The sequence below is a fragment of the Nocardia sp. NPDC047648 genome (assembly GCF_040642815.1).
GTDB lineage: Bacteria > Actinomycetota > Actinomycetes > Mycobacteriales > Mycobacteriaceae > Nocardia > Nocardia gamkensis.
Genome location: NZ_JBEYSX010000002.1, coordinates 460854 through 483157 on the forward strand (window position 1 = coordinate 460854; position 22304 = coordinate 483157).

18 protein-coding genes and 1 riboswitch are annotated in these 22304 nt (G+C 70.1%); of the genes, 11 read left to right on the forward strand and 7 right to left on the reverse strand.

Features of this window, described 5'->3' with window-relative positions; translation table 11 throughout:
- The first annotated feature begins 58 nt into the window (after window positions 1–58).
- Window positions 59–1162 carry a D-alanine--D-alanine ligase family protein gene (locus ABZ803_RS06485; RefSeq protein WP_357033697.1) on the forward strand — a complete coding sequence of 368 codons (1104 nt, stop codon included), beginning with the start codon at window positions 59–61 and terminating at the stop codon, window positions 1160–1162.
- Between the two features lie 125 nt (window positions 1163–1287).
- Here ABZ803_RS06485 and ABZ803_RS06490 read toward each other — a convergent pair whose 3' ends face one another.
- Entirely contained in the window at window positions 1288–2049 is a 762-nt protein-coding gene (locus tag ABZ803_RS06490; protein WP_357033699.1) for a DUF3515 domain-containing protein, read from the reverse strand.
- Window positions 2050–2213: 164 nt separating this feature from the next.
- On the opposite strand from ABZ803_RS06490, the gene thiL reads away from it, so the two are divergent.
- From thiL to ABZ803_RS06510, 4 genes are read left to right on the forward strand one after another with little or no spacing between them, the layout of a single operon-like run.
- Window positions 2214–3380 (forward strand): thiamine-phosphate kinase, encoded by a 1167-nt coding sequence (gene thiL / locus ABZ803_RS06495; RefSeq protein ID WP_357033701.1) that lies wholly within the window; start codon window positions 2214–2216, stop codon window positions 3378–3380.
- An 11-nt stretch (window positions 3381–3391) separates the two neighbouring features.
- Entirely contained in the window at window positions 3392–4075 is a 684-nt protein-coding gene (locus tag ABZ803_RS06500) for a uracil-DNA glycosylase (RefSeq protein ID WP_040868400.1), read from the forward strand.
- Window positions 4076–4127: 52 nt separating this feature from the next.
- On the forward strand, window positions 4128–4367 hold the full coding sequence (locus ABZ803_RS06505; RefSeq protein WP_357033703.1) for a hypothetical protein: 240 nt from the start codon (window positions 4128–4130) through the stop codon (window positions 4365–4367).
- Between the two features lie 58 nt (window positions 4368–4425).
- Window positions 4426–5289, forward strand: a complete 864-nt coding sequence (locus ABZ803_RS06510) for an alpha/beta hydrolase (protein WP_357033705.1) — start codon at window positions 4426–4428, stop codon at window positions 5287–5289.
- 7 nt (window positions 5290–5296) lie between these two features.
- Here ABZ803_RS06510 and ABZ803_RS06515 read toward each other — a convergent pair whose 3' ends face one another.
- The 3 genes from ABZ803_RS06515 to rpmB all read right to left on the reverse strand — a co-directional run bounded on the left by ABZ803_RS06515 (window position 5297) and on the right by rpmB (window position 7045).
- Window positions 5297–6085 carry an enoyl-CoA hydratase-related protein gene (locus ABZ803_RS06515; protein ID WP_357033707.1) on the reverse strand — a complete coding sequence of 263 codons (789 nt, stop codon included), beginning with the start codon at window positions 6083–6085 and terminating at the stop codon, window positions 5297–5299.
- A gap of 134 nt (window positions 6086–6219) precedes the next feature.
- Window positions 6220–6750 carry a GNAT family N-acetyltransferase gene (locus tag ABZ803_RS06520; RefSeq protein ID WP_357033709.1) on the reverse strand — a complete coding sequence of 177 codons (531 nt, stop codon included), beginning with the start codon at window positions 6748–6750 and terminating at the stop codon, window positions 6220–6222.
- Window positions 6751–6853: 103 nt separating this feature from the next.
- Complete coding sequence (rpmB, locus tag ABZ803_RS06525) at window positions 6854–7045, reverse strand: 50S ribosomal protein L28 (protein WP_011210730.1); 192 nt, start codon at window positions 7043–7045, stop codon at window positions 6854–6856.
- A 287-nt stretch (window positions 7046–7332) separates the two neighbouring features.
- On the opposite strand from rpmB, the gene ABZ803_RS06530 reads away from it, so the two are divergent.
- Both ABZ803_RS06530 and recG read left to right on the forward strand, forming a co-directional pair.
- Window positions 7333–9120 (forward strand): DAK2 domain-containing protein, encoded by a 1788-nt coding sequence (locus ABZ803_RS06530; RefSeq protein WP_357033711.1) that lies wholly within the window; start codon window positions 7333–7335, stop codon window positions 9118–9120.
- 3 nt (window positions 9121–9123) lie between these two features.
- A complete protein-coding gene (gene recG, locus ABZ803_RS06535; RefSeq protein ID WP_357033713.1) occupies window positions 9124–11406 on the forward strand; it encodes an ATP-dependent DNA helicase RecG in 2283 nt (760 codons plus the stop codon).
- A gap of 13 nt (window positions 11407–11419) precedes the next feature.
- On the opposite strand, the gene ABZ803_RS06540 is transcribed toward recG, so the two are convergent.
- Complete coding sequence (locus ABZ803_RS06540; RefSeq protein WP_357034319.1) at window positions 11420–12832, reverse strand: short-chain fatty acyl-CoA regulator family protein; 1413 nt, start codon at window positions 12830–12832, stop codon at window positions 11420–11422.
- A gap of 255 nt (window positions 12833–13087) precedes the next feature.
- Between ABZ803_RS06540 and ABZ803_RS06545 the strand changes: the two genes are divergently transcribed.
- Window positions 13088–13459 carry a limonene-1,2-epoxide hydrolase family protein gene (locus ABZ803_RS06545; protein WP_357033715.1) on the forward strand — a complete coding sequence of 124 codons (372 nt, stop codon included), beginning with the start codon at window positions 13088–13090 and terminating at the stop codon, window positions 13457–13459.
- Between the two features lie 395 nt (window positions 13460–13854).
- On the opposite strand, the gene metE is transcribed toward ABZ803_RS06545, so the two are convergent.
- Window positions 13855–16119: a 5-methyltetrahydropteroyltriglutamate--homocysteine S-methyltransferase gene (gene metE, locus ABZ803_RS06550; RefSeq protein WP_357034321.1), complete on the reverse strand. Its 2265-nt coding sequence runs from the start codon at window positions 16117–16119 to the stop codon at window positions 13855–13857.
- 166 nt (window positions 16120–16285) lie between these two features.
- Window positions 16286–16474: riboswitch (cobalamin riboswitch) on the reverse strand.
- Between the two features lie 684 nt (window positions 16475–17158).
- Between metE and ABZ803_RS06555 the strand changes: the two genes are divergently transcribed.
- Genes ABZ803_RS06555 through coaD form a run of 3 tightly spaced genes read left to right on the forward strand, consistent with a single transcriptional unit; the run spans window position 17159 to window position 21662 of the window.
- Entirely contained in the window at window positions 17159–20563 is a 3405-nt protein-coding gene (locus tag ABZ803_RS06555) for a pyruvate carboxylase (RefSeq protein ID WP_357033717.1), read from the forward strand.
- Window positions 20560–21123, forward strand: a complete 564-nt coding sequence (gene rsmD, locus ABZ803_RS06560; protein WP_357033719.1) for a 16S rRNA (guanine(966)-N(2))-methyltransferase RsmD — start codon at window positions 20560–20562, stop codon at window positions 21121–21123. The genes ABZ803_RS06555 and rsmD overlap by 4 nt, the downstream gene beginning before the upstream one ends.
- A gap of 53 nt (window positions 21124–21176) precedes the next feature.
- Window positions 21177–21662 (forward strand): pantetheine-phosphate adenylyltransferase, encoded by a 486-nt coding sequence (coaD, locus tag ABZ803_RS06565; RefSeq protein WP_062969864.1) that lies wholly within the window; start codon window positions 21177–21179, stop codon window positions 21660–21662.
- A gap of 77 nt (window positions 21663–21739) precedes the next feature.
- On the opposite strand, the gene ABZ803_RS06570 is transcribed toward coaD, so the two are convergent.
- A complete protein-coding gene (locus ABZ803_RS06570; protein WP_357033721.1) occupies window positions 21740–22258 on the reverse strand; it encodes a GtrA family protein in 519 nt (172 codons plus the stop codon).
- Between the last annotated feature and the right edge of the window lie 46 nt (window positions 22259–22304).

Sequence of the window (22304 nt, forward strand, 5' to 3'; positions counted from 1 at the left end):
GGAGTGTCCGGGACGGTCAGCGGTGGGAGCGCGTACCGAAACGGGTACGGTTCGGAGCATGACGAACCGGATCAGGGTGGCAGTGGTCTTCGGCGGGCGCAGCAACGAGCACGCCGTGTCCTGCGTATCGGCCGGTAGCGTGCTGCGTCATCTGGATCCGGAGAAGTACGAGGCCGTGCCGATCGGCATCACCACGGAGGGCCGCTGGGTACTCGGCGGTGCGGAGGTGGCCGCGCTCGGCATCCACGATCGCGCCCTGCCCTCGGTGGACGCCGCGGGCACGGCACTCACGCTGGCCGCGGACCCGAGCCGCCCGGGGGCGCTGATCGCGCTCGACGATCCGAGCGCCGCGCTCGGCGCGGTCGACGTGGTCTTCCCGATCCTGCACGGACCGTTCGGCGAGGACGGCACATTGCAAGGAATGCTGGAACTCGCCGGAGTCCCCTATGTCGGCCCCGGTGTGCTGGCCAGCGCGGCGGGCATGGACAAAGAGTTCACCAAGAAACTGCTCGCGGCCGAGGGACTGCCCGTCGGCACCCAGGTGGTGCTGCGGCCCGGCACCGCGACGGTCGCCGAGGAGGACCGGCTGCGCCTCGGCCTGCCGGTGTTCGTCAAGCCCGCCCGCGGCGGTTCGTCGATCGGCATCACCCGGGTCGGCGAGTGGAACGACCTCGATGCCGCCATCGCGGCGGCGCGCCGGCACGACCCGAAGGTGATCGTCGAAGCGGGCATCGTGGGGCGCGAAGTGGAGTGCGGGGTCCTGGAATACCCGGACGGCCGGGTCGCGGCGAGCGTGGTCGCGGAGATCCGGATGCCGGAGACCGGCACCATCACCGACGCGCCCGCCTTCTACGACTTCGACACCAAGTACCTCGACGACGTCTGCGAATTCGACGTCCCCGCCAAGCTGGACGACGAGGTCTCCGACCAGATCCGGGAACTGGCCGTGCGAGCCTTCCGCGCGCTCGACTGCCAGGGCCTGGCGCGGGTCGATTTCTTCGTCACCGAGCAGGGACCGGTGATCAACGAGATCAACACGATGCCGGGATTCACCGCCATCTCCATGTACCCGCGCATGTGGGAGGCCACCGGCGTCGACTTCGCCGGACTGATCTCCTCGCTCATCGACACCGCGCTCGCCCGCGGCACCGGCCTGCGTTGAGCTCGCTCCCCTCGGAACTCGGTCCCACTCCGGTTCGCGTTCGGCACTGATCGCCTGCGCTGTGCGCCACCGGACGAGTGGTTCGCCCAGGCTTTCGCGGACGGATCGGCGCACGTTGCTCGCCGTCAGTTGGGCAGCGGTCCCGGGTCGATCGGCTGCGCCGGGAGGTGGGCGGTGATGGTGTCGGAGACTTCTTGCAGCGGCGTGGGGCCGGAGCCGTCGGGGACGGTGAGAGCGACGTAGGTCCCCCGGTCGACGGCGAACCAGGTGCTCGCCGCGGCGGCCTGGTCGCGGACCTCGAACCACTGCACGCCGTCGACGATCTGCAACGGCGAGGCGCGGTTGAATTCCAGCGGGCGATCCAACCCGCAGCGCAGGACGATGGCGTCGCCGCCTTCGGCGCGCTGCCAGGCGCGGGTGGCGGGCGGGGCGGGCTCGACCAGGGTCGATTTGGTGAACTCGCCCAGGTTCGCGGGCAGGGCGGGCAGCAGCTCGGCGCAGGCCGGACCCTCCGCCGCCGGGGCCGGAACGGGGCCGAGCACCAGCGGTTCACGCTCGACGGGCGCGCGGCGCGCGAGCACGGCGGCCACGATCACGGCGACGACCAGCACGACCGGAAGCGCCACGGCGGTGGCGATGAGCGCGGGCGAGTACTGGTGCGCGGGGGCAGGCGGGTTGTCCGGTTCGCCCGCTGCCGCGGAGTCTTCGGCGTCGCTCTCGTCTGCTGGGGCGGGCGAGTCCTCGGTGCCGTTGTCCGGTGTCGCGGCGTCGGAGGAAGCGGCGTCGGCGCTACCCACCGCATCGTCCGTGTGCTTGCGGGATTCGGTAGCGGCTTCCGGGTGTTCGTCCCGCTGCTCCGAATCACGGTCCGGCGAATCCGCCGCCATGGTCACCGATCCTTTCTGGTGCGCGTCGCCCTGGTCGGCAGCCGCGCAGCGGTGGACCGGGCCGGAAGTACTCGAATGCCTCCGAAAGGGTACCGTCGGGCTCGTTCCAGCAAGCACCGCGCCGGAGAGGATCGGTCATCAGCGCCAGCAGGGCCCCGAGGACAGTGCGTGAACTGGGGGAGTTCGCGCTGATCGACCGCATCAACGCGGGCCGGGTGCAGGTGCCGGGTGTGCTGCTCGGCCCCGGCGACGACGCGGCGCTGATCGCGGCTCCCGACGGCCGGTTCGTGGTGACCACCGACATGCTCGTGCAGGACCGGCATTTCCGGCTGGACTGGTCCAGCCCCGAGGACGTGGGCCGCAAAGCGATCGCGCAGAACGCCGCCGACGTGGTCGCCATGGGCGCCACGCCGACCGCGTTCGTCGTCGCGCTCGGCTGCCCCGCCGACACCCCGCTCGAGGTGGTCGACGGACTCGCCGACGGCATGTGGGCCGAGGCGGCCAGGGCGGGGGCGTCCATCGCGGGCGGCGACCTGGTTCGCAGCCGGGAACTGGTCGTCTCCGTCACCGCCTTCGGCGATCCGGGCGGTGGCGCGCCGATCACCAGAGCGGGTGCGCGCGTGGGGGATGTCGTCGCGGTGGCGGGCCGGCTCGGCTGGTCGGCCGCGGGCCTGGCCGCCTTCACCGCCGGGGTGACCGGCCCCGAGGTCGCCGAAGCGCTTGCCGCGCACCGTATCCCGCAGCCGCCGTACGCCCTCGTCCTGGACGCACTGCGCGGTGGTTCTCCCGCCGGAGCGGAACTCGGTGCGGCTGAGTCATTTTCGGATCGCGTCGCATCCGGTGTGGCCGCGCGGGATTCCGCGACTGTCTCGCTCGAAGCCCGAGACCCGGAATCGTCGTCCCCGCCCGCGCCGCTCGGTGCCGAACCGGAAACGCGCACCGCGTCCGGAAGTCCAGCGCCGGGAGTGCCCGGCCTCGGGCTGCACGCGCTGACCGACGTGTCCGACGGGTTGCTCGCGGATCTGGGGCACATCGCATCGGCCTCGGGCGTGGCCATCGACCTGGATTCGGCCGCCCTGCGCGATCCGGCGCTGGAGCTTGTCGCCGCTCGGCTGGACGCCGATGCGGCGCAATGGATCCTGACCGGCGGTGAGGATCATGCCTTCGCGGGCGCGTGGGCGCCGGGCCGCGCGCTGCCACCCGGATGGGTCGTGATCGGGCGAGTCGTGGCCGGTCGCGGGCTTACCGTCGACGGCGTCGCGCACACGGGCGGCGGTGGGTGGGAATCGTTCCGTGGGGCGGAATCGCCGTCCGGCGGCGAGCCACGCTAAGTTGTGCGGTCATGGGCGCGAAACCACTGTCGGAAATCATGGATCCGGGCTGGGCGAAGGCACTCGAGCCGGTGGCGGATCGGATTTCCGCCATGGGCGAATTCCTTCGTGCCGAGAACGCCGCGGGCCGTGGCTACCTACCGTCCGGTGAGAACGTCCTGCGCGCCTTCCAGCGTCCGTTCGACGCGGTGCGCGTGCTCGTGGTCGGCCAGGATCCCTACCCGACGCCCGGCCACCCGATGGGGCTGAGTTTCTCCGTGGCGCCGGATGTTTCGCCGATCCCGCGCAGCCTGGCCAATATCTTCGCCGAATACAGCAAGGATCTCGGCCACCCCACGCCCTCCTGTGGCGATCTGAGCCCGTGGTCGGACCAGGGTGTGCTGATGCTGAACCGCGTGCTCACCGTATCGCCGGGTAAGCCCGCTTCGCACCGGGGCAAGGGCTGGGAGGAGGTCACCGATCAGGCGATCCGCTCCCTGGTCGCCAGGGACGAGCCGTTGGTGGCGATCCTGTGGGGCCGCGACGCGGCGACGCTGAAGCCGCTGCTGGCCGAAGCCGAGGTCCCGTACATCGAGTCCGCGCATCCGTCGCCGCTGTCGGCGTCTCGTGGGTTCTTCGGTTCCCGCCCCTTCTCTCGAGTGAACGAACTACTCGACGAACTGGGTGCCGAACCGGTTGACTGGCGCCTGCCCTGAATCGGGCGTCTGTGTGTGATCGACCGAGAGTTAACGAGTGAGGAGCTGTTCCATGCACAACACCACCGTTCGCGGCGCGCTGCGCGGCACCACCGCGACCTTGGCCTTCTGTGCCGCTTTGACCAGCGGCGCGGCCATCGCGGGAGCGGCCCCCCTGCGGCTCGAGCCCGCCACGGAGACCACGACGGCTCCGGTCGCCGAGGAATACACCTCCAGCGGCTCCTCCACCCTGTCCGCGTCGGTGAACGCCAAGATCGCGTGCCTGTTCTTCGTGGGCAATCTCGGCTGCTGAACCCTCGATTCGCCGGGTTCGCGCCGGCGCGGAACAGCGTTGTGCGATCCTACAGATCGTGAGTAATGCGAACAATCTTCTCGAACCGTCCCGGCTCCGGCTGCGCGGTTCGGGCGGAATCGAGCTGGCCGCCGATCAGTTCGGCCCGGTCGACGGCCCGCTCGTCGTCTTCTTGCACGGTGGTGGGCAAACCCGGCATTCGTGGAAGAAGACCGGCGCCCGGCTGGGCGCGTCGGGGATGCGGGTCGTCACGGTCGACGCCCGCGGCCACGGCGACAGCCAGTGGGCGCCGGATCGCGACTACCGGCGCCAGACCATGGTCGACGACCTGTTGCTGGTGCTGGAACAGCTGGGCGCCCCCGCGGTGGTCGTCGGGGCCAGCATGGGCGGAATCACCGGGCTGCTCACCACCGCGCGGCCCGGCGGAGCGGCGATCAGCGCCCTGGTGCTCGTCGACATCGTGACCCGGCCCGAGCCGGAAGGGGTCGCCCGGGTGATCGACTTCCTCGGCAAGCACCGCGATGGCTTCGACAGCATCGAACAGGCGGCCGACGCGGTCGCCGAGTACCTGCCGCACCGCCCGCGGCCCAAGAGCGCCGAAGGCCTGCTGCGCAACCTGCGCGAGCGCGACGGTCGCTGGTACTGGCACTGGGATCCCGAGATGCTCGGCGACCGGCCGGAGGACCCGTCCGCGATGATCGAGCCGATGGAGGACGCGGCGCGGGCGCTGCGCATTCCGGTGCTGCTGGTCCGCGGCATGCGCTCGGATGTGGTGAGCGCCGAAGGAGCCGAGGCGTTCCAGCGGCTGGTGCCGCACGCCCAGCTCGTGGAGATCGGCGGCGCCGCGCACACCGCCGCCGGTGACGACAACGACTCGTTCACCGACGCGGTGGCGAAATTCGTCCTCTCGACCCTCGAGTGACGGCCGATCAGGCCGTTGCGGCGTAGTCGGGCTTGCGCTTGGCGACGAAGGCGTCGACGCCCTCCCGTCCGGCGGGGGAACTCGCGGCCGCGGCGATTCCGTCGCGCTCGCTGTCGAGCTGATCGCTCAGCGTCGCGGTATCCGACTGCCGCAGCAGCGTTTTGATGCTCGCGTGGGTGGAACGCGGTCCGGCGGCGATGGTGCGTGCGAGGCGCTGCGCCTCCTCGGCGATCTCGCCGTCGGGGACCAGCCTGCTCAGCACGCCGAGGCGCACCGCCTCGTCGGCGTCCAAGACGGCGTCGGTGAGCAGGATCTCGCGGGCGCGCGCCCGCCCGACGACGCGCGGCAGCGTCCAGGACATGCCGCCGTCGGGGCTCAGGCCGATGCCCGGATACGCCGGGCGCAGCTTGGTGCCGGGTCCGCCGAGGGCTATGTCGGCCAGGCAGACCAGGCTCATGCCCGCCCCGGCCGCCCAGCCCTGGACGGCGGCCACCACCGGGACCGTGACCGCGTCCAGCGCGCGGACGAATTCGTGCAGGTCGGTGGCCAGACCGTGGATGTGCGCCGAGCGATCCCGCGCGGCGGCGAAGCCGCGCACGTCGCCGCCCGCGCAGAAGTTGGCGCCGGAGCCCCGCAGCAGTACCGCGCCCACCTCGGAACCGAGCGAGTGCAGTGCGGCGGTGCCTGCGTTGATGCCCGCGAAGTCCATGGACGTGCCGTTGGCGGAGGTGGCGATGGTGATCTGGAGGACGCCGTCGACGGTTGTCACGTACCCTGCTTGCTCGCTGGAGGTCATGATCTGCACCTTAACGGGCACGGTAGGACACGTCCGTGGGTGGCCGACGCGGAGGTGAGGTCGCGGATAGTGGGGGATGCGGGCGCCGGGCGCAGCTGCGCAGCACGTACGTGTGAGCGGAGGCGTAGGTGTGCCTAGTGGATGTCATCCCGGGTGAAGTCCGCGTGCTTCGTCGGGGTGCGCACCATGCGCACTTCCATCGCGGCGGTGAACGGCTCGACCTTGCGCGTGCCGTCGAGCACGAACCCGTGCTTGCGGTAGAACGCCTGGGCCCGCGCGTTCAGCTCGAACACCCACAGCGAGCACGGGGCGGCCGGATCGAGGGCGGCGCGGATCAGGTCGTCGGCGACTCCGCTGCCGTGCCAGCGGGACCGCACATAGAGGGCGTGCAGCTCGAGCGGGGTCACCGCGTCCGCATCGTCGGGCGGGCCCGCGCTGGAGAATCCGATGACCAGGTCCTCGACGACAGCGACATGTGTGCGGCCCGGATAGCGCACCCGGTCGCGCTCCCACAGCTCGGCCCGGCGCTCGATGTCGAACGCGTCGAGCACGTGCGCGGGCACCAGCCCCCGATACGCCTCGCGCCAACAGTCGATGTGGCATTCGGCCAGGCTGTAGACGTATTCGCCGGCCAGCGGCTGGACCCGCCACGGATGCTCGGTCACCGCTGCCGCGCTCGTCGGAGCGCCGCAGTCACGACAACGCCCCGGACCACCCGATACGGGTGCCGGGGCGTGTGCCGACGGTATTGGTCAGCCGGGAAGCGGATCAGCCGCGGACGACCTTGCCCGCCTTCAGGCAGGAGGTGCACACGTTCATGCGGCGGGTGTTGCCCGGAGCGACCTGTGCACGCACGGTCTGGATGTTCGGGTTCCAACGACGGTTGGTGCGCCGGTGCGAGTGCGAGACCGACTTCCCGAAGCCGGGGCCCTTGGCGCAGACGTCGCAGACGGCAGCCATAGTCGCGAACTCCTTCATGTCAATGGTGGGGACCGCCGCTTTCGCGGTGCGACGCGTCCTCGTTGCAATGTCGAGTGTGCCCTGCCGACGGAGAGCCGACCAGCGCAGACCGGCGACGGCCACGCGAGGCAACCCTGCAAGGGTAGCTGTGCAGGCGCCGATCCACCAAACCGGTCCGCACGGACGAGTGCCGGATCCGTTGCCGGGCATCCCCAGTGTAGGAGCGCGGTCTTGCCGGTCGCCTGTCGGGACCGCCCGCTAACCTGGCGGACGGCGAGGGTGGGCAGGTGGCGGAAGGGAGTGCGGTGACGGTGTCCGGAGTGCGGGATGTAGTGGACGGCACGGCATTGCTGCGCTGGGGCCGTACCTGTCTCGCGGGCCTGGAACACCGGCGCGAGGAGATCAACGCACTCAATGTCTTTCCTGTCCCGGACGCGGATACCGGTACGAATCTGCTGGCCACCATGCGCGCCGCGGTGGAGGCAGGGGAGGCGGCGGCGAACGCGGACGGGAGCGCGGCCCGCGCCGTAGCCGTCGCCATGGCGCACGGCGCGACGGTAGGCGCCAGGGGCAACTCCGGGATCATCTTGTCCCAGGTGCTGCGTGGCGTCGCGGACGCGGTGGACGGTGGCCCGTTCACGGCCGACAGCCTGCGCGCCGCGCTGGCGCGGGCCTCCGGACTGGTCCGCGAAGCGCTGAGCGTGCCGATCGAGGGGACCATTCTCACCGTGCTGGACCGCGCGGCCGCGGCGGCCGCGCAGTGCCCGGACCAGGAGCTGGCGAACGTGGCGCTGGCGGCGGCCGACGGCGCGGCCAAGGCGCTCGGCGACACGCCGTTCCAATTGGGTGTGCTGCGTCGGGCCGGTGTCGTCGACGCGGGAGCTCGCGGATTGGTGGTGCTGCTGGACAGCTTGGTCACCGTGACCCGGGGTGAGGCGCCCGCGCGACCGGAGTACCCACGGCCCGCGGCGGCGCGATCGGCGGCCGCCGACGACGCCCAGCCGCAGTACGAGGTGATGTACCTGCTGGCAGGCTCCGACGAGCGGAAGGTGGCCGCCCTGCGCGCCCGGCTCGGCGAACTCGGCGACTCGGTCGTGGTGGTCGGTGACGGCGGCGGGTCCTGGTCGGCGCATGTGCACTGCGCCGACGCCGGAGCGGCGGTGGAGGCGGGCATCGCGGCGGGCGAACTCAGCCGGATCCGCATCGAGAATGTCGTTCGCACGCCGCAGCGAGACACCCCGGCCGGGTCCGGCGAACGCGTGGAAGCGGCGAATCCCCTCGCCGGTGACGGTATCTCGGACTCGCGGCCCCGGCCCGTCCGAACCGGGGGTATCGCGTCGTCCGCACCGGCTGCCGATTCGACCCAGGTGGTGGCCGGTGGGCTCTCCTCGAGCGAGGGGGCGACGCCCGAACTTCCGGCCGATCGGGGGATTCTGGCGGTGGTCGCCGGCGCCGGTGCCGCGACGCTGTTCGAGGACGCAGGCGCCGTGGTGCTGGCGGGCGACGAGCCGGTCACCGCGACGACGCTGCTGACCGCGATCCGGCGGATGCCGAACCGCGAGGTACTGGTGCTGCCCAACGGCGCCCTGCCCGCGCATGAACTGGTCGCGGTCGGCGTCGCCGCGCGTGACGCCCATCGGGACGTGCTGCTGCTGCCGAGTGCGTCGATGGTGCAGGGTCTGGCCGCCCTGGCCGTGCACGACCGAGGACGATTCGCGGTGGACGACGCCTTTGCCATGTCGGAGGCGGCCGCCACGACTCGGTGGGGCTCGCTGCGCCCGGCGACCGAGCGCGCGCTCACCATGGTCGGCACCTGCGAGCCGGGCGACGGTCTCGGACTGGCCGGGCACGATGTCGTCGTGATCGAGCCCGACGTGCGCGCGGCGGGGCGGACGCTGTTGGATCGGCTGCTCGCCTTCGGCGGCGAGCTGGTCACCCTGCTGATGGGAGCGGCGGCGCCGGACGCTCTCGGCGACGAACTCGCCGCTCATATCGCGCAGAACTTCCCCGGGGTCGAGGTGATCGTGTATTCCGGTGGGCAGCAAGGCGATTCGGTGCAGATCGGAGTGGAGTAGCGCATGGCGGCACTGAGCGATCGGCTCGACCACATTCTCGGCGCGAAGGCGGCGGACTCGCTGGCGGACGCGTTCGACATGCGGACCGTCGAGGATCTGCTGCGGCACTACCCCCTCCGGTACGCGACGCAGGGGCAGCCGCTCACCGAGGAGGCGCCCGAGGACGGTTCGCACATCACCGTCATCGGACGGATCACCAAGGCCGAACTGCGGCCGATGCGCAACCGCCGCGGATCGCTGCTGAAGGTGGTTCTCGACACCGGTTCCGGGCGCGGCGTCGACGTCACCTTCTTCAACGGCGACAAGGTGAAATACGTGGTCCGCGAAGGTCTGCGCGCGATGATGTCGGGCACGGTGAACTACTGGCGCCCCGGCCAGTGGAACCTCAGTCATCCCGGCTACCTGATCCTGCCGGAGGCCGAGGGCGACGACGATTCGGTCGGCGCGCTGACGAAGGTGCGCGGCGGCGGAGACCTGCGGGGTCTGGCGCAGAGCGCCGCGGGCGCGGGGGGAGTGGACACGTCGTTCATGGAACGCGAGTTCATCCCGGTCTACCCGGCGACCGCCAAGGTGCAGAGCTGGGACGTGCTCGCCTGTGTGCGGCAGGTGCTCGACCAGCTCGATCCGCTCGATGATCCGCTGCCGGAGGATGTGCGCGCCGAACGGGCGCTGCCGAACCTCTCCGACGCGTTGCGGCTGATCCATCTGCCCGAACGCAAGTCCGATATCGATCAGGCCAAGGATCGGCTGCGCTTCGACGAGGCGCTGGCCCTGCAACTGGTGCTGGCCGAGCGCAGGCACGAGGTCTCCGGCCGCCGGGCGCGTGCCTGCGCGCCGCGCGCCGACGGCATCGCCGCCGCGTTCGACCAGCGGCTACCCTTCGAACTCACGGCGGGGCAGAAGCAGGTCGTGGCGGAGATCTCCGCCGATCTGGGCCGCGAGCAACCGATGCACCGGTTGCTGCAAGGCGAGGTGGGCTCCGGCAAGACGATCGTCGCCCTGCACGCCATGTTGCAGGTGGTGGACGCGGGATTGCAGTGCGCGCTGCTCGCCCCGACGGAGGTGCTCGCCGCGCAGCACTATCGGTCGCTGCGCGCCATGCTCGGTGAGCTGGGGGCGGCGGGCGAACTGGGCGCGGCCGACCACGCCACCCGCGTGGTGCTGGTGACCGGGTCGATGTCGGCCGCGGCCAAGAAGGCCGCGCTGCTGGAAGCGGTGACCGGCGAGGCGGGCATCGTGATCGGCACGCACGCGCTGATCCAGGACAACGTCGAGTTCTTCGATCTCGGCATGGTGGTGGTCGACGAGCAGCATCGTTTCGGCGTGGAGCAGCGAGATGCCCTGCGCGCCAAGGCCAAAACCGGTGTCAGCCCGCATCTGCTGGTGATGACCGCGACGCCGATTCCGCGCACCATCGCCATGACCACGCTCGGCGATCTGGAGACCTCCACACTGACCGAGCTGCCGAAAGGGCGCTCGCCGATCGTCTCCAAGGTGGTGCCGCGCAGGCAGCATCCGAACTGGGTGGATCGCGCGTGGGAGCGGATCGTGGAGGAGGTCGCCGCCGGGCGTCAGGCGTACGTGGTGTGTTCGCGCATCGGCGACGACGAGGAGACGACGGGCAAATCCCGCAACGGGCGCTCGAAGTCCGGCGACGGCGAGAAGGAGGGCCCGACCACCCAGGCCGCGCTGGACGTATACGAGATGCTGCGCGGCGGCCCGCTGGCCGGCGTACGGGTGGGCCTGTTGCACGGCAGGCTGCCCGCCGACGAAAAAGACCAGGTGATGCGTGCGTTCAACGACGGATCGGTGGACGTACTGGTGTGCACCACCGTGGTCGAGGTCGGCGTGGACGTGCCCAACGCGACGGTGATGGTCATCGTCGACGCCGACCGGTTCGGCGTCAGTCAGTTGCATCAGCTGCGCGGCCGGATCGGCCGGGGACGCCACCCCGGGTTGTGCCTGCTGGTCACCGATGCCGCGCCGGGCGGGTCGGCGATGGCGCGGCTGGACGCCGTCGCCGCCACCACCGACGGCTTCGAACTCTCGGTGCTCGACCTGCGTACCCGCCGCGAGGGCGACGTGCTCGGCGCCGCCCAGTCCGGCACGGCCCGCTCGTTGCGCCTGCTGTCGCTGCTGGACGACCTCGAGGTCATCACCGCCGCCCAGGAATTCGCGCGCGCCGTGGTGGCGTCCGACCCGGGCTTGCGCAAGCATCCCGGTCTGGCAGGGATGATGCACGCGGCCGTCGATTCCGAGCGGCTGGAGTACCTGGCCAAGTCCTGATGCCCCGGCGAAGTCAGTGCCCCAGCCGTGGGTAGGGCAGGTCGGTGCTGGTGTGCTCGGCGACCGCCAATGGGCTGCCGATGTGCGGGAAGGCGCGCTGCGGGCACGCGGGGCGCTCGCACACTTTGCAGCCCGCGCCGATCTGCACCGAGGCCGCCGGGTCGTCCAGCTGCAACCCGGCCGAATACACCAGACGGTCGGCGTATTCCACATCGCAGCCGAGGCCGATCGCGAAATTCTTCGCCGCGCTCCCGAACCCGTGCGGGGCGATCGCGGCGGTGCGCGCGACCCACAGATAGCGGCGGCCGTCGGGCATCTCGGCCACCTGGGTCAGGATGCGGCCGGGGTTGGAGAAGGCCTCGTGCACCACCCACAGCGGGCAACTGCCGCCCACCCGGGAGAAGTGGAAGGCGGTGGCGGACTGCCGTTTGGAGATGTTGCCCGCCCGGTCGGTGCGCACGAAGAAGAACGGGACGCCACGCTGGCCCTGCCGTTGCAGGGTGCTGAGCCGATGACAGATGGTCTCGAAGCCGACCTCGAACCGCAGACCGAGCAGATCGATGTCGTAGTGCAGCTCCTCGGCCGACCGCAGGAATCGGCCGTACGGCAGCACCAGTGCGCCCGCGAAGTAATTGGCCAGCCCGATCCGCGCCAGGGTGCGGGATTCGCCGTTGAGCGCCGGGCTCTCGGCCAAGACCGCGTCCAGCTCGGCTCCGTAGAGCAGAAGGCCGAGCGTGGTGGCGATCTGGAAGGCGCGCTGGCCGGGCCGCAACCGGCGAGCCAGCGTGAGCGTCCGGGTCTCGGGGTCGTAGTGGCGCTTGGGGACGGTGGGGTCGGCGCCGTCACCGCGGACCAGAACGGTGACTCCGGCGCGTTCCTCGGCGATGCGGGCGAGCTGACGATCGAGCGAGCCGATGGTGAGCCCGGAGTTCTCGAACAGCTGCTCGGCGGCGATGTCGAGCTGCGCGATGTGGTTGTGATGGTCGTAGAAGAAGTCGCGCACGTCCTCGTAGGGCATGGGCACGCCCGGCGCGCCCGCGGGCGCGGACACCCGCGCGGAGAGCAGGTCCAGCTGATCGGTGGCGGCGCGTAGTCGCCGATGCATCGCGACGACGATCCTGGCGACCTCCGGCTGGCGGGTTGCCAGTTCCTCCACCTCGGTCAGCGGCGCGGTGTGCCCGCCCGCGGCGTCGATGAGCACCTCGTGCAGGTCCGACACGAGCCGCGCGTCGGAATCGGCGGCGAAGAACTGGACGTCGAGATCGAAGGTGGAATTGAGTTTCAGCAGTACGGGAATGGTGAGTGGGCGCTGGTCGCGCTCGAGCTGATTGAGATAACTCGGCGACAGGTCCAGCGATTTCGCCAGAGCCGCCTGGGTCATCCTCCGTTCTTCACGCAATCGCCGAAGCCGGGCGCCCGCATACATCTTGCGCACGTGCACGATGGTAGCTGCGATGATTCGCAATCATCGCAAGAACGCGCGTTCTTACCCGCATGAATATGCTTTTGCGAGGTATCCAGCAATGCCTTCGATCTGCGTAGCGTGCGAAGAGAGGTTTGCCGTCGCATTGTGGATCGGGCATGAAAATGGCCATCGATCCCCTTCCCTACCGAGCGATTGCTTGGTTGAATCGAGAGGTCCGGCACCCGCCTTCCGGCAGCAGGAAAGTGAGCAGAACGAATGCCCGATCCCGACGAACTCGTGCGTGCGATGTGCCGAAGCTGGTCCGACCCCGATCCGGATCGGATCAGCGCGTATTTCGCCGAGGACGCCGTCTACCACAACATCCCGATGGAACCCATCGTCGGCCGCACCGCCATCCGTGACTTCATCGCAGGTTTCCTGACCACCTTCGAGGCCATCGATTTCGATATCCATCACCAGATCGCCTCCGGCAATGTGGTGATGAACGAGCGCACCGACACCCTCCGATCCGCGGGCCGCGAGACACCGCTGCCGGTCATGGGCTTCTTCGAGGTCGCCGACGGCGAAATCACCACGTGGCGAGACTACTTCGACATGGCCGCGATCAACCGGGCCTTCGGACTGTAGCGCGGGACTCGATCGAACAGGTCGTCCCCGAATTCGGCTGTGGGTGACCGAGTTCGACCGGCCTCGGTGGCGGCGATGATTTCCGGATCGGATGGAACCGAATCGAGGGGTGGGCACGTCGAAGTAGGTAAGAGGGGAACGATTGTCCGGTGGTCGACATGCGAGGAGGGGTAGCCGATGGAGCGTTGTTCCGGGTGTCATACGGCGTGGCGGCGGGGGATGCGGGCGCGGGCGCGGGAGTTGCCGGTGACGCGGCGGGAGGAACCGTGCGATCGGTACACGCTGCGCCGCAGGCAACCACCGCGGCCGGAGCCGGAAACGGACTGCGGCTCTTGACCGTTCGGTGCCCCCTTCGGGAAGGAAGGGGGCACCGAACGCCGATGTGCGGGAGAGGGTTACCGGACGGCGGCCGCCGCGGTGACCATGTTGCGCAGTGCGGCTTCCACCTCGGCGCGTCCCCTGGTCTTCAGCCCGCAGTCGGGATTGACCCAGAGCCGTTCGGCCGGAACAGCTTTCAGTGCCGCACGCAACGAAGTGGTGATCTCGTCCACGCTGGGCACCCGCGGAGAGTGGATGTCGTACACGCCGGGGCCGACGCCGAGGTCGAATCCCGCCGCGTTCAAATCGTCGAGCACCTCCATGTGGGAGCGCGCCGCCTCGATCGACGTGACGTCGGCGTCCAGCCCGGCGATCGCATCGATCACCTCGCCGAATTCCGAGTAGCACAGGTGCGTGTGGATCTGCGTCGCGTCGGACACTCCGGAGGTCGCGATCCGGAACGATTGCACCGACCACTCCAGGTACCCGGGCTGGTCGGCCGCGCGCAGCGGAAGCAGTTCACGCAGGGCAGGCTCGTCCACCTGGATGATCCGGATGCCCGCCGACTCGAGGTCGACGGTCTCGTCGCGGATCGCCAGCGCCACCTGGCGGGCGGACTCGCCCAACGGCTGGTCGTCGCGCACGAACGACCACGCCAGAATGGTGACCGGTCCGGTCAGCATGCCTTTCACGGGCTTGTCGGTGAGCGACTGCGCGTACGCGATCCACTCGACGGTCATCGGGTCCCGCCGCGCGACGTCACCGAACAGGATCGGCGGCCGCACGCAGCGGGTCCCGTAGGACTGCACCCATCCCTGCTCGGTCGCCGCGAACCCGTCGAGTTGCTCGGCGAAGTACTGCACCATGTCGTTGCGCTCCGGCTCGCCGTGTACCAGCACGTCCAGCCCCAACCGCTCCTGTAGCGCGATGACCTCCGCGATCTCGGCGCGCATCCGGCGGACGTATTCCGCCTGGTCGATCTCGCCCTTGCGCAGCGCGGCGCGCGCAAGCCGGATGGCCGAGGTCTGCGGGTAGGAACCGATCGTCGTGGTCGGCAGCGCGGGCAGCCGCAACCGGTCCCTTTGCAGTTCCCGGCGTTGTTCGGCGGGTGCGCGGGGGACGGCGCCGGGCCCGAGCGCGGCCAGTCCGGCCCGCACCCGCGGATCGTTCAGCCGCGGATCGGACCTCCGCGACGCCAGCGCCGCACGCACCTCGGCCAACTCGGCGCCGATCGCTTGCGCACCGTCGCTCAGCGCGGTCGCGAGCAGGCGGATTTCGGTTACCTTCTCCGCGCCGAACGCCAGCCAGGAGCGCAGCCGCTCGTCCAAGCTCGTCTCCGCGGCCAACGTGTAGGGCACGTGCAGCAGCGAGCACGAACTCGAAACAGCCACCTGCGCAGCGGATCCCCGCAACGTATCGAGGGTGGCCAGAGCGCGGTCGAGATCGGTGCGCCAGACGTTGCGACCGTCCACGACCCCCGCGACGATCAGCTTCCCGGTCAGCGCGGGCACGTCGGCCACCGCGGCGACATCGGCGCCGGAGGTGAAGTCCAGGGCCACTCCTTCTATACCGGTGCTCGCCAGCGCAGGCAGCGCGGCGTCCGGCTGCCCGAAGTAGGTCGCGACGAGGATCGCCGGACGCTCGGCGGCGTCGGCGAGTTCGGCGTAGGTGACCTGCACCAGGCCGATCTCCTCCGCCGTGAGGTCGGTGACCAGCACCGGCTCGTCGATCTGCACCCACTGGGCCCCGGCGAGCCTGCGCAGCAGTTCCCGATACAGCGGCAGCAGTTCGATCAGCCGGGCCAGGGCCGAGCCGCCACTCGCCTTGGCCAGTTTCAGGAAGGTGATCGGGCCGATCACCACCGGTCGCGCAGGCACGCCCAGCTCGAGCGCCTCCCGCAGTTGCGCCAGCAGCTTCTCCGGGTGCAGCGAGAACGCGGTCTCGGGGCCGATTTCCGGCACCAGGTAGTGGTAGTTGGTGTCGTACCACTTGGTCATCTCCAAGGGCTCCACCGTTTCGGTGCCGCGCGCGGCGGCGAAATACCGATCCAGTGGGTCGGCGATCCCGGCGACCCGGGGCGGCAGCGCGCCCAGCAGTTCGGCGGTGTCGAGCATCTGGTCGTAGTAGGAAAAGGTGCCGACCGGAATCGAGTCGAGGCCCGCGGCTCGCAAATCGATGAGCTGGGCCCGCCGCAGGTCGCGCGCCACGCCGTGCAACCGGCCCGCGTCGATCTCGCCTGCCCAATAGGCTTCGGTGGCCCGCTTCAGTTCACGCCGGGGCCCTACTCGCGGAAGCCCGAGAACCGTCGCGGTGAACGGCTTCTGCTGTGCAACAGTCACGATGTTTCTCCATTGCTGTGGACGAAAGCCATCGCCGTACGGGCAGGCGGAGAACCCTGTGACATGCCGGTGAAATCTCGGCCGAGGAGCCCGACACGTCAGCTGGTGATCCGCACGCCCAATCCACGAGGCGATGGCCGCCGGGTACGGCGTACCCGGCACGACTGGCAGGTCTTCGGACTCGCGGGCACCGGCCGTGCGGGCCGGCGTACGCCGGAGTGCTCCCGATGGCCGACCTACTGGCCGTCGCTTCCCGGGTCGCGTAGCCTTCCGGCTCGCTGAAACCCAGTGCCTGGTGACGGCGGTCGTTCCTGCATACCGCTGCGGGACAGTCCCGGATTCCCACCGGGTTCCCTCTCGCCCGCCGTAACGTCGCCGCACGGGCGGGCTCGACTCCGTCGCGCGACGTCGGGGCTCCATCTCGTCGTGCTGCGGTGAACCAGCTGCACTCTCAGCATAGGACGCGGTGCGGCCGCCGGGAACGACCGACCCGCGATCGGGAGCCGCTGCCGCGGCCACCTGCGGTCGGATAGGGGCCGCACCGGTCGGCCCCGCGGACGCGAAGTTGTCCGGTGGCGCGCCACGAGCGGCCTCGCATTTGCCCGAGACGATCGCCGCGTACCGATTCGGCGCCGGCTTGCGTTCCGGCTATCGGCAGGACCGGGCACGCCGATTCGTATCGACCGTTCACGGAATTCCCCGAGTCGTGCGCGGAATCGGATCGGATCTTCGCCGATACCCGCAGCGGCTACCGGTGATCCGCCTCCCGAACTCGTCGTGCGCGTGGTTCGCTTCGTGCGTGGCCGCGGCCGCGTGTCGAGGTATCGAGGCCGAGCCCGGTCGTCGGTCGACCGCACGGCGGCCACCCGCACCCCACCTCGCACCGGCTCCGGCCGCCGGGCAGCACACCGGTTGCTGCGGCGCCGCCCATGTGTCGGCGCTGTGAACGCAACTTCGCAACGATGCTAGGCGGTCTTGTGAAGAGGTTTGCGAAGGGGGATTCCATGTCGGTGCGGTTCACGCGGCCGGGTACCTTAGGTCAATGTTCTCGAAAGTCTTGGTTGCCAACCGTGGCGAGATCGCCATCCGAGCCTTCCGCGCGGCTTACGAACTCGGCATCGGGACGGTCGCCGTGTTTCCCTACGAGGACCGCAATTCGGTCCATCGGTTGAAGGCGGCGGAGTCGTACCAGATCGGCGAGCCCGGTCATCCGGTGCGGGCCTACCTGTCGATCGAGGCGATCATCGAGGCGGCCAAGTCGGCGGGCGCGGACGCGATCTACCCGGGATACGGGTTCCTGTCGGAGAACCCCGATCTGGCGGCGGCGTGCGCCCGCGAGGGCATCACGTTCATCGGCCCGTCGGCAGAAGTGCTCGAACTCGCTGGTAACAAGGCGCGCGCCATCGAGGCGGCCAAGGCGGCCGGTCTGCCGGTGCTGCGTTCGAGCGCGCCGTCGTCGGACGTGGAAGAGTTGCTGGCCGCGTCGCGCGAGCTGGAGTACCCGATCTTCGTCAAGGCGGTCGCCGGTGGTGGCGGTCGCGGAATGCGCCGGGTCGCCGCGCCGGAGCAGTTGCGCGAGTCGATCGAGGCGGCCTCCAGGGAGGCGGAGTCGGCGTTCGGTGACCCGACGGTGTTCCTCGAGCAGGCGGTGGTGAACCCTCGCCATATCGAGGTGCAGATCCTGGCCGATCAGCAGGGCAATGTGATGCACCTGTTCGAGCGGGACTGCTCGGTGCAGCGTCGGCATCAGAAGGTGATCGAGCTGGCGCCCGCGCCGAATCTGGACCCCGCGCTGCGTGAACGGATCTGCGCCGACGCGGTCGCCTTCGCCAGGCAGATCGGTTACTCGTGTGCGGGCACCGTGGAGTTCCTGCTGGACGAGCGCGGCAACCACGTCTTCATCGAGATGAACCCGCGCATCCAGGTGGAGCACACGGTGACCGAGGAGATCACCGACGTGGACCTGGTGCAGTCGCAGCTGCGCATCGCAGGCGGGGAGACGCTCGAGCAGTTGGGTTTGAGCCAGGACGCCGTGACGATCAGGGGCGCGGCCTTGCAGTGCCGGATCACCACCGAGGACCCGGCCAACGGGTTCCGTCCCGACACCGGCCGCATCACCGCCTACCGCACCCCCGGCGGCGCGGGCATCCGGCTGGACGGCGGTGCGAACCTGGGCGCCGAGATCGGCGCCTACTTCGACTCGATGCTGGTCAAGCTCACCTGCCGCGGTCGCGACTTCGGCGCGGCGGTGGCGCGGGCGAGCCGGGCGCTCGCGGAATTCCGCATCCGCGGTGTGGCCACCAACATCCCGTTCCTGCTCGCGGTGCTGGACGATCCCGACTTCAAGGCGGGCCTGGTCACCACCTCGTTCATCGAGGAGCGTCCGCAGCTGCTGACCCTGCGTCAATCCGCCGACCGGGGCACCAAGATCCTCGACTACCTGGCCGACGTCACAGTGAACAAGCCGCACGGCGAGCGGCCGACCACGGTGTACCCGCACGACAAGCTGCCCGCGATCGATCTGAGCGTGCCGCCGCCGGACGGCTCGCGCCAGCGGCTGCTGCGGCTGGGACCGGAGGGCTTCGCGCAGGCGCTGCGTGCGCAGAAGGCGGTCGGCGTCACCGACACCACCTTCCGCGACGCGCACCAGTCGCTGCTGGCCACCCGCGTGCGCACCAACGGCCTGCTGGGAGTGGCGGGGCATGTGGCGCGGTTGACGCCGGAGCTGCTGTCGGTGGAGTGCTGGGGTGGCGCGACCTACGACGTGGGATTGCGATTCCTGTACGAGGATCCGTGGGAGCGGCTGGCCGCATTGCGGGAAGCGATCCCGAATATCTGCTTGCAGATGCTGCTGCGTGGCCGCAACACCGTCGGCTACACCCCGTATCCGGAAGCGGTGACCCGCGCGTTCGTCTCCGAGGCGACTGCCACCGGTATCGACATCTTCCGTATCTTCGACGCCCTCAACAACGTCGACCAGATGCGCCCGGCCATCGACGCGGTCCGCGAGACCGGCACCGCGGTCGCCGAGGTCGCGATCAGCTACACCGGCGATCTGGCGAATCCGGACGAGACGCTCTACACCCTGGACTACTACCTGAAGCTGGCCGAGCAGATCGTGGACGCGGGCGCGCACGTGCTCGCGATCAAGGACATGGCCGGACTGTTGCGCGCTCCCGCCGCGACCAAGCTGGTCACCGCGTTGCGCAGCAATTTCGATCTGCCGGTGCACGTGCACACCCACGACACCCCCGGCGGGCAGTTGGCCACCTACCTGGCCGCCTGGCAGGCCGGCGCCGACGCCGTGGACGGCGCGAGTGCCGCGATGGCCGGTACCACGAGCCAGCCCGCGCTCTCGGCGATCGTCGCCGCGGCGGCGCACAGTGAGTACGACACCGGGTTGAACCTGCAGAACGTCTGCGACATGGAACCGTACTGGGAGGCGCTGCGGAAGGTGTACGCGCCGTTCGAGTCCGGGCTGCCCGCGCCGACGGGGCGCGTCTACACCCACGAGATCCCCGGCGGGCAGTTGTCGAACCTGCGTCAGCAGGCCATCGCGCTCGGGTTGGGTGACCGGTTCGAGGAGGTCGAGGCGAAATACGCCGCCGCCGACCGGCTGCTCGGGCGTCTGGTGAAGGTCACCCCGTCCTCGAAGGTCGTCGGCGATCTGGCGCTGGCGCTGGTCGGCACCGGCGTCGAGGTCGAGGACTTCGCCGCCGACCCCGGCCGCTACGACATCCCGGACTCGGTGATCGGGTTCCTGCGCGGCGAACTGGGCACCCCCGCCGGTGGCTGGCCCGAACCGTTCCGCAGCAAGGCACTCGCCGGGCGCGGTGCGGCCAAGCCCGAGACACCGTTGACGCCCGCGGAGGAGAAGGCCCTGGCCGGTAGCTCCGAGGAGCGGCGGGCGACGTTGAACCGGCTGCTGTTCCCCGGCCCCACCGCCGAATTCCTCGCCCACCGCGAGAAGTACGGCGACACCTCCGGGTTGTCGGCCAACCAGTTCTTCTACGGCCTGCGCCGCGGCGAGGAGCACCGGGTGCAGCTGGAGAAGGGCGTCACTCTGCTCATCGGCCTGGAAGCCATCTCCGAACCCGACGAGCGCGGTATGCGCACGGTGATGTGCATCCTCAACGGGCAGTTGCGGCCCATCTCGGTGCGCGACCGGTCGATCGCCAGCGAGATCCCCGCGGCGGAGAAGGCCGACAAGACCAATCCCGGCCATGTCGCGGCGCCGTTCGCTGGTGTCGTCACTCTCGCGGTGTCCGAAGGCGATTCGGTGGCGGCGGGTGACACCATCGGCACCATCGAGGCCATGAAGATGGAAGCCGCGATCACCGCGCCCCGCGCGGGCACCGTCGGCCGCGTCGCCATCGGCGCCGTGCAGCAGGTCGAAGGCGGTGACCTGCTGATCGAACTGGCGGTCCGGGAGTCGTCCGCCGGATGACGCGGATCGTCGCGGGAACGGCGGGTGGGCGGCGCCTGCGGGTGCCGCCGTCGGGCACCCGCCCCACCTCCGACCGCGTGCGGGAGGCGCTGTTCAGCGCGCTGGACGCCCGGCTGGATTTCGCGGGCGCGCGCGTGCTGGACCTGTACGCGGGTTCCGGCGCGCTCGGGCTGGAGGCGCTGTCGCGCGGCGCCGAGCACGCGCTGCTCGTCGAGTCCGACCGCAAGGCCGCGGCCGTGGTCCGCGGCAATATCGCCGACCTCGGGCTGCCGGGCGCCGAACTGCGGGTCGCGACGGTGGCCGGCGTACTGCGACAGGGCGGGGCGGGCCGCTTCGACGTGGTCTTCTCCGACCCGCCCTACGCGGTGGACAACGCCGCGGTGCTGGCCGATCTGCGGGCGCTGACCGAGCACGGTTGGCTGAGTCCCGGGGCGTCGGTGGTACTGGAGCGTTCGGCGCGTTCGCCCGAAACAGCCTGGCCCGCAGGCTTCGTCCCGGCCAAATCGCGACGGTACGGCGAAACACGCATCGATCTCGCCGAGTTCGAGCCGGACGGGTAGGCGCGGATCCGGCCGCGCGTGCCCGCCTGCGGTCGCCCTGCTAGCGTCGCCTCATGGCAGGAGCACTGTGCCCCGGGTCGTTCGACCCCGTGACCTACGGACACCTCGACGTCTTCACCCGGGCCGCGGCCCAGTTCGACGAGGTCGTCGTCACCGTCTTGATCAACCCGAAGAAGCAGGGCATGTTCACCGTCGAGGAGCGCATCGAGTTGCTGCGCGAATCGACCGCGCACCTGGCCAACGTGCGGGTGGAGTCGTGGCAGGGCCTGCTGGTCGACTTCGCCCGCGAGCAGGGCGTCACCGCGATCGTGAAGGGCCTGCGCGACGCGGGCGACTTCGGCTACGAACTGCAGATGGCGCAGATGAACAAGAAGCTGTCCGGGGTGGACACCTTCTTCATCGCCACCAACCCGTCGCTCAGCTTCCTGTCCAGCTCCCTGGTCAAGGAGGTCGCGGCGTACGGCGGCGACGTCGCCGACATGCTGCCGCCTTCGGTGCACAAGCGCCTCCTCGACCGCTTGGCCGAGCGCGAGAACTGACGGAGAAACAAGCCCTGAACATGGCCGAGTCCCGCCACACCGGTACGCCCTGAGCGCTCCAGAAGAGGCGGACCGGCTCAGAACACCAGGCCGCGCAGGGCCAGGAAGCGCATGCCGCCGACGGCGGCGGTGATGGCGAGGATCGCGGCGGCCTGGGCGGTGTCCCCGAGGCCGGGGGCCCACACGCCGAGTGCGGCGAGCGCGGCTGTCGTGACCCCGAGGCCGACCATCGCCAGCCCGCCGCCTTCCCACTGTGCCGTGAACCAGCCGACCCGTCCCGCCGCGTGGAAGGTGAGCTGACGGTGCAGCTCGTTGGCGATCATGGTGCTGACGACGGAGCCGGCGACATTGGCGAGCAGCGGCCCGGCACCGTGCATGGCGAAGAACAGCAGGACGTAGGCGATATTGCTGGACCCGCCGACCAGCGCGAACCGGATCAGCTGAGCGAAGGCGCGATCGCCGCGCAGGTACTGGGCGAGCTGTCCGAACTTGCTCGCGACCGCGGTGGCCGGCAACGCGGGGTAGGGGCCGCCCCATGGCACGAAGAAGCTGGTGGCGCTCACTCCCGCCGGTCGCGGTAGTTCCAGAACAGTCATCGTCTTTCCGATCGAACACAAGGTCTTGGTCGGCCTTCCAGAAAAA

Coding starts and splice junctions, on each gene's coding strand:
- rsmD (WP_357033719.1), top strand. CDS start 20,560: ATGACGCGGATCGTCGCGGGAACGGCGGGTGGGCGGCGCCTGCGGGTG.
- recG (WP_357033713.1), top strand. CDS start 9,124: ATGGCGGCACTGAGCGATCGGCTCGACCACATTCTCGGCGCGAAGGCG.
- coaD (WP_062969864.1), top strand. CDS start 21,177: ATGGCAGGAGCACTGTGCCCCGGGTCGTTCGACCCCGTGACCTACGGA.
- ABZ803_RS06515 (WP_357033707.1), bottom strand. CDS start 6,085: ATGACCTCCAGCGAGCAAGCAGGGTACGTGACAACCGTCGACGGCGTC.
- ABZ803_RS06485 (WP_357033697.1), top strand. CDS start 59: ATGACGAACCGGATCAGGGTGGCAGTGGTCTTCGGCGGGCGCAGCAAC.
- ABZ803_RS06555 (WP_357033717.1), top strand. CDS start 17,159: ATGTTCTCGAAAGTCTTGGTTGCCAACCGTGGCGAGATCGCCATCCGA.
- rpmB (WP_011210730.1), bottom strand. CDS start 7,045: ATGGCTGCCGTCTGCGACGTCTGCGCCAAGGGCCCCGGCTTCGGGAAG.
- ABZ803_RS06500 (WP_040868400.1), top strand. CDS start 3,392: ATGGGCGCGAAACCACTGTCGGAAATCATGGATCCGGGCTGGGCGAAG.
- ABZ803_RS06490 (WP_357033699.1), bottom strand. CDS start 2,049: ATGGCGGCGGATTCGCCGGACCGTGATTCGGAGCAGCGGGACGAACAC.
- ABZ803_RS06540 (WP_357034319.1), bottom strand. CDS start 12,832: ATGTATGCGGGCGCCCGGCTTCGGCGATTGCGTGAAGAACGGAGGATG.
- ABZ803_RS06505 (WP_357033703.1), top strand. CDS start 4,128: ATGCACAACACCACCGTTCGCGGCGCGCTGCGCGGCACCACCGCGACC.
- ABZ803_RS06545 (WP_357033715.1), top strand. CDS start 13,088: ATGCCCGATCCCGACGAACTCGTGCGTGCGATGTGCCGAAGCTGGTCC.
- ABZ803_RS06570 (WP_357033721.1), bottom strand. CDS start 22,258: ATGACTGTTCTGGAACTACCGCGACCGGCGGGAGTGAGCGCCACCAGC.